The organism is Streptomyces sp. NBC_00012 (assembly GCF_045040875.1).
Taxonomy (GTDB): Bacteria; Actinomycetota; Actinomycetes; order Streptomycetales; family Streptomycetaceae; genus Streptomyces.
Genome location: NZ_CP108309.1, coordinates 3,186,787 through 3,202,248 on the forward strand (window position 1 = coordinate 3,186,787; position 15,462 = coordinate 3,202,248).

General features: G+C 66.8%; 13 protein-coding genes. 6 read left to right on the forward strand and 7 right to left on the reverse strand.

Going from position 1 to position 15,462, the window contains the following annotated elements:
* Positions 1-9 precede the first annotated feature (9 nt).
* The 3 genes from OHA19_RS14495 to OHA19_RS14505 form a co-directional block, all read right to left on the reverse strand.
* Complete coding sequence (locus tag OHA19_RS14495; RefSeq protein ID WP_405716384.1) at positions 10-984, reverse strand: ABC transporter permease; 975 nt, start codon at positions 982-984, stop codon at positions 10-12.
* Positions 977-1,900 (reverse strand): ABC transporter permease, encoded by a 924-nt coding sequence (locus tag OHA19_RS14500; RefSeq protein WP_266729909.1) that lies wholly within the window; start codon positions 1,898-1,900, stop codon positions 977-979. The genes OHA19_RS14495 and OHA19_RS14500 overlap by 8 nt, the downstream gene beginning before the upstream one ends.
* Positions 1,901-2,018: 118 nt before the next feature.
* The gene (locus tag OHA19_RS14505; RefSeq protein WP_405716382.1) at positions 2,019-3,650 is read right to left on the reverse strand and encodes an ABC transporter substrate-binding protein; all 1,632 of its coding nucleotides are present in this window, start codon (positions 3,648-3,650) and stop codon (positions 2,019-2,021) included.
* Positions 3,651-4,122: 472 nt separating this feature from the next.
* Between OHA19_RS14505 and OHA19_RS14510 the strand changes: the two genes are divergently transcribed.
* The 6 genes from OHA19_RS14510 to OHA19_RS14535 all read left to right on the forward strand — a co-directional run bounded on the left by OHA19_RS14510 (position 4,123) and on the right by OHA19_RS14535 (position 11,099).
* Positions 4,123-5,148 (forward strand): ABC transporter permease, encoded by a 1,026-nt coding sequence (locus OHA19_RS14510; protein ID WP_405716380.1) that lies wholly within the window; start codon positions 4,123-4,125, stop codon positions 5,146-5,148.
* A gap of 80 nt (positions 5,149-5,228) precedes the next feature.
* Positions 5,229-6,995, forward strand: coding sequence for an ABC transporter substrate-binding protein (locus tag OHA19_RS14515; RefSeq protein WP_405716378.1), 1,767 nt, complete (start codon positions 5,229-5,231; stop codon positions 6,993-6,995).
* Between the two features lie 99 nt (positions 6,996-7,094).
* A complete protein-coding gene (locus OHA19_RS14520; RefSeq protein WP_405716377.1) occupies positions 7,095-8,075 on the forward strand; it encodes an ABC transporter permease in 981 nt (326 codons plus the stop codon).
* A 56-nt stretch (positions 8,076-8,131) separates the two neighbouring features.
* Positions 8,132-9,169, forward strand: a complete 1,038-nt coding sequence (locus tag OHA19_RS14525; RefSeq protein ID WP_405716376.1) for an ABC transporter ATP-binding protein — start codon at positions 8,132-8,134, stop codon at positions 9,167-9,169.
* A gap of 27 nt (positions 9,170-9,196) precedes the next feature.
* A complete protein-coding gene (locus OHA19_RS14530; RefSeq protein ID WP_405716375.1) occupies positions 9,197-10,282 on the forward strand; it encodes an ABC transporter ATP-binding protein in 1,086 nt (361 codons plus the stop codon).
* Positions 10,283-10,562: 280 nt separating this feature from the next.
* Positions 10,563-11,099 (forward strand): hypothetical protein, encoded by a 537-nt coding sequence (locus tag OHA19_RS14535; RefSeq protein WP_405716373.1) that lies wholly within the window; start codon positions 10,563-10,565, stop codon positions 11,097-11,099.
* A gap of 143 nt (positions 11,100-11,242) precedes the next feature.
* Here the strand turns inward: OHA19_RS14535 and OHA19_RS14540 are convergent, their stop codons facing one another.
* Genes OHA19_RS14540 through OHA19_RS14555 form a run of 4 tightly spaced genes read right to left on the reverse strand, consistent with a single transcriptional unit; the run spans position 11,243 to position 15,332 of the window.
* Positions 11,243-12,394 carry an ABC transporter ATP-binding protein gene (locus tag OHA19_RS14540; RefSeq protein ID WP_405716371.1) on the reverse strand — a complete coding sequence of 384 codons (1,152 nt, stop codon included), beginning with the start codon at positions 12,392-12,394 and terminating at the stop codon, positions 11,243-11,245.
* Positions 12,387-13,445 carry an ABC transporter ATP-binding protein gene (locus tag OHA19_RS14545; protein ID WP_405716370.1) on the reverse strand — a complete coding sequence of 353 codons (1,059 nt, stop codon included), beginning with the start codon at positions 13,443-13,445 and terminating at the stop codon, positions 12,387-12,389. The genes OHA19_RS14540 and OHA19_RS14545 overlap by 8 nt, the downstream gene beginning before the upstream one ends.
* Before the next feature lie 14 nt (positions 13,446-13,459).
* The gene (locus tag OHA19_RS14550) at positions 13,460-14,413 is read right to left on the reverse strand and encodes an ABC transporter permease (RefSeq protein WP_405716369.1); all 954 of its coding nucleotides are present in this window, start codon (positions 14,411-14,413) and stop codon (positions 13,460-13,462) included.
* Positions 14,406-15,332 (reverse strand): ABC transporter permease, encoded by a 927-nt coding sequence (locus tag OHA19_RS14555; protein ID WP_405716368.1) that lies wholly within the window; start codon positions 15,330-15,332, stop codon positions 14,406-14,408. The genes OHA19_RS14550 and OHA19_RS14555 overlap by 8 nt, the downstream gene beginning before the upstream one ends.
* Positions 15,333-15,462: the final 130 nt, after the last annotated feature.

Sequence of the window (15,462 nt, forward strand, 5' to 3'; positions counted from 1 at the left end):
GCGGGCTCCTCAGCGCAGCTTGGGGTCGAGGGCGTCGCGCACCGCGTCGCCGAGCATGATGAAGGCGAGCACGGTGACCGCCAGGGCTCCGGCGGGCCAGAGCAGCATGTGCGGGGCGTTGCGGATGTACTGGGACGCGGCTGAGATGTCGATGCCCCAGGAGACGGCCGGCGGTTTCAGGCCGACGCCGAGGAACGAGAGGGTCGCCTCCAGCGAGATGTACGTACCGAGCGCGATGGTCGCGACGACGATGACCGGCGCGATGGCGTTCGGGGTGATGTGGCGCAGCATCATCCGGCTGTTGGAGGCGCCGAGCGCCCGCGCCGCCTGTACGTAGTCGTTCTGTTTGGCGGTGATCACGGAGCCGCGGGCGATGCGGGCGATCTGCGGCCAGCCCAGCAGCACGATGAAGCCGATCACCGGCCAGACGGTGGAGCTGGTGACCACGGAGAGGAAGACCAGGCCGCCGAGGACCACGGGGATGCCGAAGAAGACGTCGGTGAGGCGGGAGAGGATCGAGTCCCACCAGCCGCCGAAGAAGCCGGCGAGTCCGCCGAGGACGCCGCCGAGCAGGGTGACGCCGAGGGTGGAGCAGACGCCGACGGTCACCGAGTTCCTGGCCCCGTAGACGGTACGGGTGTACACGTCGCAGCCCTGTCCGTCGAAGCCGAAGGGGTGCCCGGGCTGGGAGCCCTGCTGGGCCTTGGCCAGATCGCAGTTGAGGGGGTCCTGATCGGCGATCAGCGACGGCCAGATCGAGATGATCACCAGGAAGAGGATGATCAGGGCCGAGATGATGAAGACCGGGTTGCGGCGCAGGTCCCGCCAGGCGTCGGACCACAGACTGCGCGGTTTCTCCGCGGGGCCGGTGCCCTCGGGGCCGCCGGGTGTCCTTTCGAGGGTCGTGCCCTCCTCCAGGGCGAGATCCATCACACCTCCCGCTCCGGCCGACGAGATCGCCTCGTCCGGTGTCTGCTCAGGCATAGCGGATCCTCGGGTCGAGTACGGCGTAGAGCAGGTCGACGATCAGGTTCGCCGCCAGGAAGACGAGGACCAGGATGGTGACGAAGCCGACGACGGTCTGGGAGTTCTGGCGCAGGATGCCCTGGTAGAGCTGGAAGCCGACGCCGTGGATGTTGAAGATCCGCTCCGTGACGATCGCCCCGCCCATCAGCGCGCCCACGTCGGTGCCGATGAAGGTGACGACCGGGATCAGCGAGTTGCGCAGCAGGTGCCGGATGACGACGCGGCGCCTGGGCAGGCCCTTGGCGACGGCGGTACGGACGTAGTCGGCGCGGGCGTTCTCCGCGATGGAGGTCCGGGTGAGCCGGGTGACGTACGCCAGGGAGACCGAGGCGAGGACGAGTCCGGGTACGAGCAGCTCGTTGAAGGGGGCCTCCGGGGAGACGGAGGGTTTGATGATGCCCCATTCGACTCCGAGGAGGAGCTGGAGCAGCAGGCCGGTGACGAAGGTCGGGATGGAGATGACGACCAGGGTCAGGATGAGCACGGTGGTGTCGACGGGACGGCCGCGGCGCAGGCCGGTGACGACGCCGAGGCTGATGCCGATGACGATCTCGAAGACGATCGCGACAACGGTGAGCCGGATCGTGATGGGGAAGGCGGTGGCCATCAGCTCGGTGACCTTCTGCCCGTTGAACGCGGTGCCGAAGTCGCCGGTGAAGACATTGCCCATGTAGGTGAGGTATTGCTGCCAGACGGGCTTGTCGAGGCCGAACTCCGCGCGGAGCTGGGCCTCGGTCGCGGGGTCGCACGCGCGGTCGCCGCAGAGGCCCGCGATGGGGTCGCCCATCACGTTCACCATGAGGAAGATCAACAGCGTGGTGCCGAAGAAGACCGGGATCATCTGCAGCAGCCGCCGGATCACATAACGTCCCATGCAGGGCTCCGGAGATCGCGGGGGGTCAGGGGCTCAGGGCTGGGGAGTGACGCGTCGGGGGGACGGGCAAGCCGGGTGGCCGGTGCCAGGAGCGCACCGGCCACCCGGCCTCAGCGGGTCACTTGACCTTGATCTGCTCGTAGACCGGGACGCTGAACTGGTTCAGCGACACGTTGGAGATCCGGTCCGAGTAGCCGGCGCTGCCGTTCTGGTACCAGAGCGGGATGACGGGCATCTGGGCGACCAGGACCTTCTCCGCGTCCTGGAAGGTGGAGACGGCCTTGGCCCGTTCGGACTCGGCGTTGGCCTTGTCGACGAGCCCGTCGAACTCCTTGTTGCTCCACTTGCCGTCGTTGGACGAGGCGTCGGTGTAGTACAGGGGCTGGAGGAAGTTCTGGATGAGCGGGTAGTCCATCTGCCAGCCGGCCCGCCAGGCACCGGTCAGCTTCTGCTGGGTGACCTGGTTGCGGAAGTCGGCGAAGGTGCCGACCGGGGCGCCGACGCACGCCTTGTTGTTGCCCATCACCTTGTTGATGCTGTTGCAGACGGCGTCGACCCACTCCTTGTGCGAGCCGGTGTCACCGTTGTACGAGATCTTGAGCTGGCCGCCGGGGATGCCGCCGCCTTCCTGGATCAGCTTCTTGGCGTTCGCCGCGTTGTACTCGCAGGGCGCGCCGCACAGCCCCTCCTTGAAGCCGCCGTCCGCGCCGAGGACCGGGGAGGTCCAGTCGGAGGCGGGGGTGCGGGTCTTCTGGAAGATCTGATCGGTGATCTGCTGGCGGTTGATCGCCATCGACAGGCCCTGTCGGACCTTGGCACCGTTCGGGGTGTCCCACTTCTTGTCGTAGAAGGGGAAGGCGAGGGTCTGGATGATGCCGGCCGGGGTGTTGATGTAGCGGTCGCCGAGGTCCGCCTTGACGTTCTTCAGCTGCGAGGCGGGCACGTCGTCGACCAGGTCGAGGTTGCCGGCCGTCAGGTCCGTGTAGGCGGTGTTGTTGTCGGTGTAGACCTTGAGGTCGATGCCGCCGTTCTGCGCCTTGTCGTCCCCGGGGTACTTGTCCCACTTGCGCAGGTTCATCGACGAGCCCTTGGTGTACTTGTCGACGGTGTACGGCCCGTTGCCGATCGGCTTGGCCACCCAGGCGGCGTGGTCGGTGAAGAACGCCTTGGGCAGCGGGGCGAAGGCCGGGTAGCCGAGGGTGTCCGGCCAGAGGGAGAACTTCTGCGACAGCTTGACGGTGAACGTCTTGCCGTCGACGACCTTGAGGCCGGAGAGCGTGTTCGCGGTGGCGCTGCCGGTGTCCGGGTGGACGTCCTTGTAGCCGTCGATGTATCCGAAGAAGTAGGCGTTCTTCTGATTGTTCTTCAGCAGGGCACCGTAGTTCCAGGCGTCCACGAACGACTTGGCGGTGATCTTCTCGCCGTTGCTGAAGGTCCAGCCGTCCTTCACGGTGATCGTGAAGTTCTGGTTGTCCTTGGTGTCGATCTTCTCGGCGAGCATGTTGTCGGCCGCGCCGGTCTTCGGGTCGTACCTCTTGAGCCCCCGGAAGATCATGTCGAGGACCTTGCCGCCCTGCACCTCATTGGTGTTCGCGGGTTCGAGCGGGTTCTGCGGGTCACCCCAGGAAGAGCTCACGATTCCGTTCGCCCCACCGCCGCCACTGCTGCTGCCCCCTCCGCCACATGCCGTCGCCGCCAGGGCGACGACGACCGCACATGCGGCCCACCTGGCCTGTGTGGCTCCGCGCATGGAGTGCCTCCTCGTAGTGCTCCGTCATACGTAGGGTCAAATATCACCGCATATCGGATATCACGCACATTTACTCCACCCATTCGGGCGAGTCGGAGCCCACCCGAGTGGCACTCCACGGCAGAAGAAGCTCCGGGCGTGCCCCCCGGCAGACGGCGGAGCGATAACGGCCGCGCATCGAATACGCATCGACCGCGAGCCGGTCTGACCGGATGTACGAATTCCGAGACAACCACGCCCGCATATCGGACTCATTGCCGGACTTCACCCGTTAAGTCGCGAACACACCTTCGAAAAAGCCAAACGGAAGCAATGCCACCCCCTAAATAAGGTCATGAACTAGTCAAATTTCCAAAGAGCGCGCCAAGGGCGTCGGACATTCATTGACCCTGCATGAATTGCGTTGAAAAAGTCCGGGTAGCCCGTAGGTGTTGCCCTGCGGAGTCCTTCGACCCTCCGGGCCAGGAGCACCATGACAAGTCCAACCACGAACGCAGCCACGCCACTTGAAGCGGTGGACGCCAAGTCGCAGATACCGGGCGCCTCGACACCCAAGGGTGCCGAAGGCCGCTCGCCGGGGAAACTGGCCTGGCGGCGCTTCAAGCGCGACCGCACCGGTGTGATCTCGGCCTATGTGGTCGTCGTCTTCTTCCTGTTGGCCATCTGCGCACCACTGATCGCCAAGCTCTACGGCAAGGATCCGTACACGACGTACGGCCAGGACAACCCGGAACTGCTCAACGGCTTCGGCTATCCGGCCCTGCCCAACGGCGGTATCAGCGGCGACTTCTGGTTCGGCATCGAGCCCCAGCTCGGCCGGGACGTCTTCACGTTCCTGCTGTACGGGATCCGCACCTCGCTGCTCCTCGCGGCGGCGGCCACCATTCTCGTCACGGTCATCGGCGTGGCCATCGGTATCACCGCCGGCTACCTGGGCGGCAAGACGGACTACTTCATCGGCCGGGTCATCGACATCCTGCTGTCGTTCCCGTCGACGCTCTTCTTCATCGCCTTCATGCCGGTCATCTACGGGCTGTTCGTCTCGCCGGACGACGACATCCCGACGTCGCTGCGGGCCACCTGTCTGATCCTCGCCCTCACCGCCTTCGGCTGGGCCTCGATGGCCCGCCTGCTCCGCGGCCAGGTACTTGCCCTGCGTGAGCGGGAGTTCGTCGAGGCCGCGAAGGTGACCGGGGCCTCTCCCGCCCGGATCATCTTCAAGGAACTGCTGCCGAACCTCTGGACGCCGATCCTGATCCAGTCCACCCTCGCCCTGCCGGCCTTCGTGACGGCCGAGGCGGGTCTGGCCTTCCTCGGTGTCGGCATCATCGACCCGACTCCCGACTGGGGCGTGATGATCCAGCGCGGAGCGTCGTTCTACACGGACGACATCACCTTCATGCTCTTCCCGGGCATCTCGATGATCATCTTCGTGCTCGCCTTCAACCTGCTCGGCGACTCCGTACGCGACGCGCTCGACCCGAAGTCCAAGGGCTGAGCCTTCTCTCCGTACAGCCCGGTCCCCGTGGTCCGGCCTGTCGTTCCTGCTTCGTCCACCGACCTCAAGGACCGATACGCATGTCTTTCTCCCGCAGAAACTTCCTCATCGCCACCGGTGTGGCGGCCGCGAGCTCCACTGTCCTGAGCGCATGCAGCAGCGGTGACGCGGGCGGCGGCAAGGGGAACGGCGACGGCCCCAAGAAGGTCACCGGCAACAAGGGCGCCGAGATCCTGGTCGGCACCAAGGCCGACTCCACCGGCCCCGCCCCCGAGGTCCCGGGCGCGGTCAAGGGCGGCACGCTCTACACGATGGAGACGATGGACTGCGACCACCTGGACCCGGCACAGATCTGGTCGTCCTACGAGAGCCTCCTCACCCCGCTGTTCATGCGTGGCCTGGTCGGCTACAAGGTGGCCGACGACGGCACCACCACGCTCGTGGGCGACCTCGCCACCGACGCCGGCACCACCAAGGACGGCGGCAAGACCTGGTCCTTCACCCTGAAGGACGGCGGGAAGTGGGAGGACGGCTCGGACATCACGATGGAGGATGTCCGCCACACCTTCGAGCGGCTCTTCGCCAAGTTCGTGACGTTCGGCCCGCGTTACCCGCAGGAGTGGCTCGTCGGCGGCGAGAAGTACAAGGGCCCCTACGAGGGCAAGCACCTTGACTCCATCGAGATCGACGGCAAGACCGTGATCTTCCACCTCAAGGAGGCCCGCGCCGACTTCAACTTCACGCTGGGCATGCGGTCCTTCTCCTTGGTGCCGAAGAAGCACGACAACAAGGAGGACTACGACAAGAAGCCGTTCTCCTGCGGCCCGTACAAGATCGACGCCCGCCAGGTCGGCAAGTCGATGTCGCTGTCGCGCAACCCGCACTGGGACCCGAAGACGGACCCGATCCGCAACGCGTACCCGGACAAGTTCCAGATGCAGTTCGGCTTCCAGTGGCTGGCGTCGACGGACCGCTACATCGCGGACCAGGGCAACGACCAGCACACGGTGTCGATCTTCAACGAGGTCGCGGCCGAGCGCATCCAGAAGGCCCTCGGTGACCCGGCGCTGAAGAAGCGCATCATGACGCACCTCGACGCGGCCACGTACTACTACGCGATCAACACCAAGCGGATCCCCGACGTGAAGGTCCGTCAGGCGCTCAACCACGCCTGGCCCGCGCAGCAGACCCAGCTGATCCGCGGCGGAGCCTCCTCCTCCGAGATCGCCACCACCATCATCAGCCCGCTCACGCCGGGTCACATCGACTTCGACCTCTACGGCAAGAAGAAGAAGCCCGCGGGGGACCCGGCCAAGGCCAAGGAGCTGCTGAAGGAGGCCGGCAAGGAGGGCCAGAAGATCGTCATCGCCTTCCAGCAGTCCGACAACGCGGTCAAGCAGGCGGTCGCCATCAAGAACGCGCTCACCAAGGCGGGATTCGACGTGGTGACGAAGCAGGTCGACAAGACCTCCTTCTACAGCCAGATCGCCCAGATCGACAACCACTACGACATGTTCGCGGCCGGCTGGTCCGCCGACTGGCCGGGTGGCTACACGGCCCTCCAGCCGACCTTCGACGGCCGGGTGATCGCCGACGGCGCGTCCAACTGGCCGCAGCTGAACGACGCGGGCGTCAACAAGGCCATCGACGCGGCGGCCAAGATCACCGACACGGAGGAGGCCAACAAGGCCTGGGGGGCGATCGACCGGCAGATCATGGAGCTGGCCGCGTGCGTGCCGGACTACTGGCCGATCCGTAACTGGCTGCACGGCTCCAAGGTCGGCGGCGTGGTCTACGACGGTGGGAACAACGGCATCGCGATCACCAAGCTCTACGCCAAGGCGTGATCCCGAGGGGACGGCCTGCCGGACCGGCAGGCCGTCCCCGGTCACTCCCCCGCTCACTGCCCCCCGGCGACGGCGCCTCACCCGGAAAGTCACGACCCCATGCTTCGATTTCTTCTCCGCCGCGTGACCGGCGCTCTCGTCATTCTGTTGGTCATCAGCGCCATCACCTTCTACCTCTTCTACGCGATACCCCGTGACCCCGCCCGGCTGGCCTGCGGCAAGGTCTGCACGCCCGAGCTCATCGCGCAGATCAAGCAGAACCTGGGTATCGCCGACCCGATGCCCGTCCAGTACTGGAACTGGCTGTCCGGCATCTTCGTCGGGCGCGACTACGGCAACTACGGCCACTGCCCGGCGCCCTGCCTCGGCTACTCGTTCACCAACCGCCAGCCGGTGTTCGGCACGATCATGGACCGGCTGCCGCTGACGCTCTCGCTCTCGCTGGGCGCGGCCTTCTTCTTCCTCATCTTCGGTGTCGGCACGGGCATGCTCGCCGCGGTCAAGCAGGGCAAGCTGCTCGACAAGATCGCCAGCTCGGCCTCGCTGCTCGGCTCCTCGCTGCAGATCTACTTCGTCGGCTACATCGCGATGTTCCTCCTGGTGCAGCAGATGGGCCTGCTCGCACAGCCCTCGTACACCCCGTTCACCGAGAGCCCCGGCAAATGGGCCTCCGGCCTGCTGCTGCCCTGGCTGGTGCTGTCGATCATCTTCACCGCCAACTACACCCGTATGACCCGCTCCCAGCTCGTGGAGCAGCTCAGTGAGGACTATGTCCGCACCGCGCGCGCCAAGGGGCTGTCCCGCCGCTCGGTCTTCTTCCGCTTCGCCTGGCGCGGCGCCATGGGTCCGATCGTCACGATCTTCGGCATCGACCTGGGCACCCTGATCGGCGGTGCCATCATCACCGAGATGACCTTCAGCCTCCAGGGCCTCGGCCAGCTCTCGGTGCGCTCCGTCGACACCAGCGACCTGCCCATGCTGCTCGGCGTCACCATCGTCGCGGCGGGCGCGATCGTCTTCGCCAACATCGTCGTCGACGCCGTCTACGGCCTCATCGACCCGCGGATCCGGCTCGCCTGACCCCACTCCCGTTCCGGCCCACCTCTTCTCCCGCAACATCCTCCTGGAGCGTCCCCGTGACGAGCACCGATCAGCAGCCACTCCTCTCCGTCAGGGATCTACACGTCCACTTCTCGACCGAGGACGGCGTCGTCAAGGCCGTCGACGGCCTCTCCTTCGACGTGGAGAAGGGCAAGACCCTCGGCATCGTCGGTGAGTCCGGCTCCGGGAAGTCCGTCACCAACCTGACGATCCTGGGCCTGCACCACCCCGACCACACCGAGATCGACGGTGAGATCCTGCTCGACGGACAGGATCTGCTCGCCGCTTCGGAGCGGGAGCTGGAGCGGCTGCGCGGCAACAAGATGGCCATGATCTTCCAGGACGCCCTGGCCTCGCTCTCGCCGTACCACACCGTCGGCAAGCAGATCGGTGAGGCGTACCGCAAGCACACCGGGGCCTCCAAGCGCGAAGCCAGGGCGCGGGCCGTGGAGATGCTCACCAAGGTGGGCATCCCGCAGCCCGACATGCGGGTGGACGACTATCCGCACCAGTTCTCCGGCGGCATGCGCCAGCGCGCCATGATCGCCATGTCCCTGGTCTGCGACCCGGAGCTGCTGATCGCGGACGAGCCGACCACCGCGCTGGACGTCACCGTGCAGGCCCAGATCATGGACCTGCTGAAGGACCTCCAGCAGGAGACCGGCACCTCGATCATCTTCATCACCCACGACCTCGGCGTCATCGCCGACATCGCGGACGACGTGCTGGTGATGTACGGCGGGCGCTGTGTCGAGCGCGGTACGAAGAAGGAGGTGCTGCGGGCGCCCCAGCACCCGTACACCTGGGGGCTGCTGGGCTCCATGCCCAGTCTCGAAGGGCCGGTCGACGTACCGCTGTCGCCGATCCCCGGCTCCCCGCCGAGCCTCCTCAACCCGCCGACCGGCTGCCGCTTCCACCCCCGGTGCACATTCACCGAGCAGGTCGGCGGCAAGCGCTGCGCGACCGACCAGCCGCCGCTGGAGCTCACCGCCGGGCGCGGCGCCGCCTGCCACCTCACCGCGGAGCAGCGCGCCGAGTTCTTCGCGGACTTCGCCGGCACCCGGTCCAACTGACGTACAAGAGACGGGATTTCCCCACCAATGAGCAGCAAAGATCCTCTCCTGGACGTCTCCGGACTCACCAAGCACTTCCCGATCAAGGCGGGCTTCCCGATCCGGCGGACGGTCGGTGCGGTCCAGGCCGTCGACGGGCTGGACTTCAGCGTCGCCGAGGGCGAGAGTCTGGGCCTGGTCGGCGAGTCCGGCTGCGGCAAGTCGACCACGGGCCGGCTGATCACCCGGCTGCTGGAACCGACGGCCGGCCGGATCTCCTACCGCGGGCAGGACATCACCCACGCCTCGCGCAAGCAGCTGGCCCCGGTCCGCTCCGAGATCCAGATGATCTTCCAGGACCCGTATGCCTCGCTGAACCCGCGGCAGACCGTCGGCAAGATCATCACCGCGCCGATGGAGATCAACGGTATCGACCCGGCGGGCGGCCGCGAGGCGCGCGCCCGGGAGCTGCTGGAGACCGTCGGGCTCAACCCGGAGCATTACAACCGCTTCCCGCACGAATTCTCCGGCGGCCAGCGCCAGCGCATCGGGGTGGCCCGCGCGCTCGCCCTGGAGCCGAAGCTGATCGTGGCCGACGAGCCGGTCTCGGCGCTGGACGTGTCGATCCAGGCCCAGGTGGTGAACCTGCTGCAGAAGCTGCAGAAGGAACTCGGCATCGCGTTCCTGTTCATCGCCCACGACCTGGCCATCGTGCGCCACTTCTCGCAGCGCGTGGCGGTCATGTACCTCGGCCGGATCGTGGAGATCGCCGACCGCGACGACCTGTACGGCAACCCGCGCCACCCGTACACCAGGGCGCTGCTCTCGGCCGTGCCCGAGGCGACCGCCGACGACACCCCGTCCCGCGAGCGCATCCTGCTCACCGGCGACGTGCCCTCCCCGGTCAACCCGCCGTCGGGCTGCCGCTTCCGCACCCGCTGCTGGAAGGCGACGGACAAGTGCGCGAGCGAGGCCCCGCCGCTGGTGCGGGTGGAGGGCAGCCGGGACGGCCATCTGACGGCCTGCCACTACCCCGAGGACACCCGGTCCGTCGCGGCCGTCCCGAAGGCCCGCGACGGAGCCACAGTGGCGTTCGCCAAGGAGAAGGGCAAGGACCCCGAGGCCGAGGACTGACCCTCCTCGCCCCTGACCGGGAAACCGAGCACGTCGGCGCCCATTGACCCGAGCCACCGGCGAGCCCGGTTGCCGGACACACGGGAAAAGGCGCCTGGAATCGACCGGCTCCAGGCGTCTTCGCATTGCCCCCGCCGGCGGGAATCACGAGAACCTACGGAATCCGCACTTCCACATAAAGAAACCTCAATAGTCCCTCAACTCACTTATCTCGCACAGAAGTTGACCCATAACGTATGACGCGTACCGCACAACAAGGCCCCAAATCAGGAGGACCTGCGTGAAGCGTGTCATCAGTACCGTCGTCACCGGCGCTCTGCTCGGCGCCGGCGTCGTGGCCGGAGCGGCGGCACCCGCATCGGCGGGCACGAAGTGCGACGACACCCCGATCTACTCCATCGGGGACAAGAAGACCGTCTGGCGCGCCACCCAGGTGCACAGTGACTGGGCGAAGCCCGGCGTGACCATCAGCTACGCCAAGAACAAGACGGGTTCCTGGACCGCCACCGGCACGGCGACCGTCGGCGCCGAAGCGGGTGTCATCTTCGCGAAGGCGTCCACCTCGTTCAGCGTCGCCATCGGCAAGACTTGGTCCAAGTCGGACACCTGGACCTACTCGGCGAAGGTCGAGAAGAAGAAGGGCAAGACCCGCGGCCGCCTGATGATGTACCACGAGGCCAAGGGCTTCAGCGTCACGAAGTCCCACCTGGAGCCGAAGTTCGGCGGCGGCTGCAAGAAGGTCAAGAACTGGAAGAAGTCCAACAACGTCGCCCCCGTCAAGAAGAGCAGCAACCTGTGGGGCATCCAGTACAAGTAGTCGGGGCCGTCGGGCACGTACCGTCATGAACAGCGGAGGATGACGGTGCGCCTGCCGGACACGACGCGAAAGCGCCCGGAACCGGCGGGTTCCGGGCGCTTTCGCGTCATTTCGGCCGTACTGCGAAGCCGCTTCGGGCCGTACTACGAAGCCGCGCCGACGATGTCCTTCTCCTCGGCGAAGTGGCACGCCGACTCGTGCGCCGCGTGGGTGTCCGAGCCCTTGAAGCGCTCGGGGACGGCCAGCAGCGGCACCTCCGTGGAGCACTTGTCCTGGGCCTTCCAGCACCGCGTACGGAAGCTGCAGCCCGACGGCGGGTTCGCCGGCGACGGGACGTCACCGGTCAGGATGATCCGCTCGCCGCGCTCACGGGCCTCGGGGTCCGGGACCGGGACCGCCGACAGCAGCGCCTGGGTGTAGGGGTGCGTCGGGTGGTCGTAGATCTCCGTGTCCGTACCGATCTCGGCCATCTTGCCGAGGTACATCACGCCGACCCGGTCGGAGATGTGCCGGACGATCGACAGGTCGTGCGCGATGAAGAGGTAGGAGAGGTTGAACTCGTCCTGGAGCTTCTCCATCAGGTTGATGACCTGCGCCTGCACCGACACGTCGAGCGCGGAGACCGGCTCGTCGCAGACGATGATCTCCGGGTTGAGCGCGAGGCCGCGGGCGATGCCGATGCGCTGGCGCTGGCCGCCGGAGAACTGGTGCGGGTAGCGGTTGATGTACTCCGGGTTGAGGCCGACGACGTCCAGCAGCTCCTGGACCCTGGCCCGCCGGCTGCCCTTCGGGGCCACCTCGGGGTGGATGTCGAAGGGCTCGCCGATGATGTCGCCGACCGTCATACGCGGGTTCAGCGAGGTGTACGGGTCCTGGAACACCATCTGGATGTTCCGGCGGACCGCCTTCAGCGCGCGGCCGGACAGCTTGGTGATGTCCTGGCCCTTGTAGAAGACCTGGCCCGCGGTCGCCGTCTCCAGCATCATCAGCAGCTTGGCGACGGTGGACTTCCCACAGCCGGACTCGCCGACGATGCCGAGGGTCTCGCCCTGGTAGAGGTCGAAGGAGACCCCGTCCACGGCCTTGACCGCGCCGACCTGGCGCTTGAACAGGATGCCCTGGCTCAGCGGGAAGTGCTTGACCAGATTGCGCACCTGGAGGATCGGTTCACCGCGCTCCACCGGTGCCTCGATCGCGGCGACCGCCGCCGTGTCGTCGACGGCGTCGACCGTCACGACCTCGGTGACGTTCGGGGTGGCGTCCATGGAACCGTCCGTCTTGTCGAGCTCAGCCATGGATCGTCTCCTTCCAGAAGTGGCAGGCGCTGCCGCGTCCGGGCAGCTCGCTGCCGTCCTGCTCGGAGACCGGCACCAGGGCCGGGATCTCCGTGCGGCAGATGTCCTCCGCCTTGGGGCAGCGGGGGTTGAAGGCGCAGCCGGACGGGATCTTGAGCAGGTTGGGCGGCAGGCCCTTGATCGCGTAGAGCTCCTGGCCCTTCTGGTCGAGCCGCGGGATCGAGTCGAGCAGACCGCGGGTGTACGGGTGCGCGGGCCGCTTGTACAGCTCGTGCACCGGTGCCGTCTCGACGATCCGGCCCGCGTACATGACCGCGATCTTGTCCGCGACGTCGGCGACCACGCCGAGGTCGTGGGTGATCAGGATCAGGCCCATGTTGAACTCCGTCTGGAGCTCCTTGAGCAGGTCCATGACCTGGGCCTGGACCGTCACGTCGAGCGCGGTGGTCGGCTCGTCCGCGATGATCAGGTCCGGCTCCAGCGCCATCGCCATGGCGATCATGATGCGCTGGCGCATACCGCCGGAGAACTGGTGCGGGTAGTCGTCGACCCGCTGCTTGGCGGCGGGGATCTTGACCCGGTCCATCAGCTCGATGGCCTTGACCTTGGCCTGCTTCTTGGAGAGTCCCTGGTGGACACGGAACATCTCGCCGAGCTGGTAGCCGACCGAGAGCACGGGGTTGAGCGAGGAGAGCGCGTCCTGGAAGATCATCGCGATCTTCTGGCCACGGATCTTCCGCCGCTCCTCGTAGCTCATGGTGAGCATGTCCTGGCCGCGGTAGAGGATCTGGCCCTGCGGGATCTTCCCGGGCGGCATGTCGAGAATGCCCATGATCGCCTGAGCGGTCACGGACTTGCCGGAACCGGACTCACCGAGCACGGCCAGGGTCTCGCCCGAGTCGACGCTGTAGTTCACACCGTTGACGGCCTTGGCGACACCGTCACGCGTGTGGAACTCCACGTGCAGGTCGCGCACTTCGAGGAGTCGGGCGTCGTCCGGCCCCCCGGAGCGGGGCGCCGGGATGTCTGCTGTCTTGTCCATGATGGTCACGTCGTACGCCCTCCTCAGCGCAGCTTCGGGTCGAGGGCGTCGCGGACCGCGTCGCCGAGCATGATGAACGCGAAGACCGTGAGGCTGAGCATTCCTGCCGGGAACAGCAGCGCATGCGGGTTGTCACGGATGGCCTGGCTGCCCTCCGCGATGTCGATGCCCCACGAGATCGTCGGGTCCGCGAGCCCGAGCCCGAGGAACGAGAGCGTCGCCTCGGCCGAGATGTACCCGCCGAGCGCGATGGTGGCCACGACGATCGTCGGGGCGAGCGCGTTGGGAAGGACGTGCCGGAAGAGGATCCGCGTGGTGCCGGCGCCGAGCGCGCGCGCCGCCGTCACGTAGTCCGCCTGCTTCGCGGTGATCACCGAGGCACGCATGACACGGCAGATCGAGGTCCAGCCCAGGAAGGCCAGGGCCAGGATCACCACGTACACCTTGCGGTCGGTGAAGGCGTTCAGGACGACCATCGCACCGAGCAGGAACGGGATGCCGAAGAAGATGTCGGTGACCCGGGAAATGATCGAGTCGAGCCAGCCGCCGAAGTAACCGGCGAGCATGCCCAGCAGACCGCCGACCAGGGTGACCGCGGCGGTCACGCCGACGCCGACCATGATCGAGGCGCGGGTGCCGTAGATGACACGCGAGTAGATCGAGCGTCCCTGACCGTCGTACCCGAACCAGTCGGCCTGGAAGAAGTGCCCCAGCTCCGGCTTGGTCAGGAAGTGGTTGGTCAGGTCGCCGTCGCGCGGGTCCGCACCGGTGAACATCCCCGGGAACGCGGCGATGAGCAGCAGGAGCAGCAGGAGGATCGAGGAGATCCAGAACATCGGGCGGTGGCGCAGGTCGAACCATGCGTCGCCCCAGAGGCTGCGCGGCTTGTCCTGGGTCTTGCCCTTGCCGTCCGCGGCCGTGGCTGCGGCAGCCGCGTCCACCGCCGCTTCGGTCTTGGTCTCGGTGACGTCAGGCATACCGGATCCTCGGGTCCAGGACCGCGTACAGCAGGTCGACGAGCAGGTTGATCACAAGGATGACGAGGACGAAGACCGTGACAACGCCGACGATCGTCGAACCCTCGCGCTGCTGCAGCGCCTTGAAGAGCAGGTTCCCGACACCCTGGACGTTGAAGATGCCCTCGGTCACGACCGCGCCGCCGATGAAGCCGCCGACGTCCGTACCGAGGAAGGTGACGACCGGGATCAGCGAGTTGCGCAGCAGGTGGACACCGACGATGCGGCGTCGCGGCAGGCCCTTGGCCATGGCGGTACGCATGTAGTCGGCGCGCAGGTTCTCCGCGAAGGTGGTGCGGGTCAGCCGTGCCACGTACGCCATGGAGAGCATGGCCAGCACGAAGCCCGGTAGGAACAATTGCGCGTAGTTCGTGGAGTCCTGGACGTTCGGTGCCACCCAGCCGAGCTGGTCCGCGAGGACGAAGCGCGCGAGGTAGCCGAGCACGAACACCGGGATCGAGATGACGATCAGGGTGAAGATCAGCACGCCGGTGTCGGCGGCCTTGCCGGCCCGCAGGCCCGCCCAGGCGCCGAGCCCGATGCCGACGATGATCTCGATGAGCATCGCCACCGCGGTGAGCCGCAGCGTCACCGGGAAGGACTCGGACATCTCGTCGATGACTTGGCGACCACCGAAGGTCTTGCCGAAGTCGCCCTGGAAGAGATTGCCCATGTAGTCGACGTACTGCTTCCACAGGGGCTGGTCGAGTCCGAACTCATGGCGCAGCGACGCGACCTGTGCGGGGTCTGCCGCCTTGTCTCCCCACATCGCCCGGATTGGGTCTCCGGGAAGGATGTGGACCATGAGGAAAATAATCAGAGTGGTCCCGATGAATACCGGGATCATCTGGAGCAGTCGCCTTGCGACGTAACGCCCCATCATGCCTCCATGCCGTGAGGGGTCGGCGATGGCCTTTTCAGAGTGGTCTCCGCCGCGGGGGTGTGGGGGGAGAGCCCCGGGGCCTACGCCTACGGGCCGGTTCCGCCGCCGCCCTCGAAGGGGGGCGGCG

Excerpts from the sequence above, each read along its gene's own strand:
- OHA19_RS14495 (WP_405716384.1), bottom strand. The coding sequence starts at position 984 with ATGCCTGAGCAGACACCGGACGAGGCGATCTCGTCGGCCGGAGCGGGA.
- OHA19_RS14500 (WP_266729909.1), bottom strand. The coding sequence starts at position 1,900 with ATGGGACGTTATGTGATCCGGCGGCTGCTGCAGATGATCCCGGTCTTC.
- OHA19_RS14505 (WP_405716382.1), bottom strand. The coding sequence starts at position 3,650 with ATGCGCGGAGCCACACAGGCCAGGTGGGCCGCATGTGCGGTCGTCGTC.
- OHA19_RS14510 (WP_405716380.1), top strand. The coding sequence starts at position 4,123 with ATGACAAGTCCAACCACGAACGCAGCCACGCCACTTGAAGCGGTGGAC.
- OHA19_RS14515 (WP_405716378.1), top strand. The coding sequence starts at position 5,229 with ATGTCTTTCTCCCGCAGAAACTTCCTCATCGCCACCGGTGTGGCGGCC.
- OHA19_RS14520 (WP_405716377.1), top strand. The coding sequence starts at position 7,095 with ATGCTTCGATTTCTTCTCCGCCGCGTGACCGGCGCTCTCGTCATTCTG.
- OHA19_RS14530 (WP_405716375.1), top strand. The coding sequence starts at position 9,197 with ATGAGCAGCAAAGATCCTCTCCTGGACGTCTCCGGACTCACCAAGCAC.
- OHA19_RS14540 (WP_405716371.1), bottom strand. The coding sequence starts at position 12,394 with ATGGCTGAGCTCGACAAGACGGACGGTTCCATGGACGCCACCCCGAAC.
- OHA19_RS14550 (WP_405716369.1), bottom strand. The coding sequence starts at position 14,413 with ATGCCTGACGTCACCGAGACCAAGACCGAAGCGGCGGTGGACGCGGCT.
- OHA19_RS14555 (WP_405716368.1), bottom strand. The coding sequence starts at position 15,332 with ATGGGGCGTTACGTCGCAAGGCGACTGCTCCAGATGATCCCGGTATTC.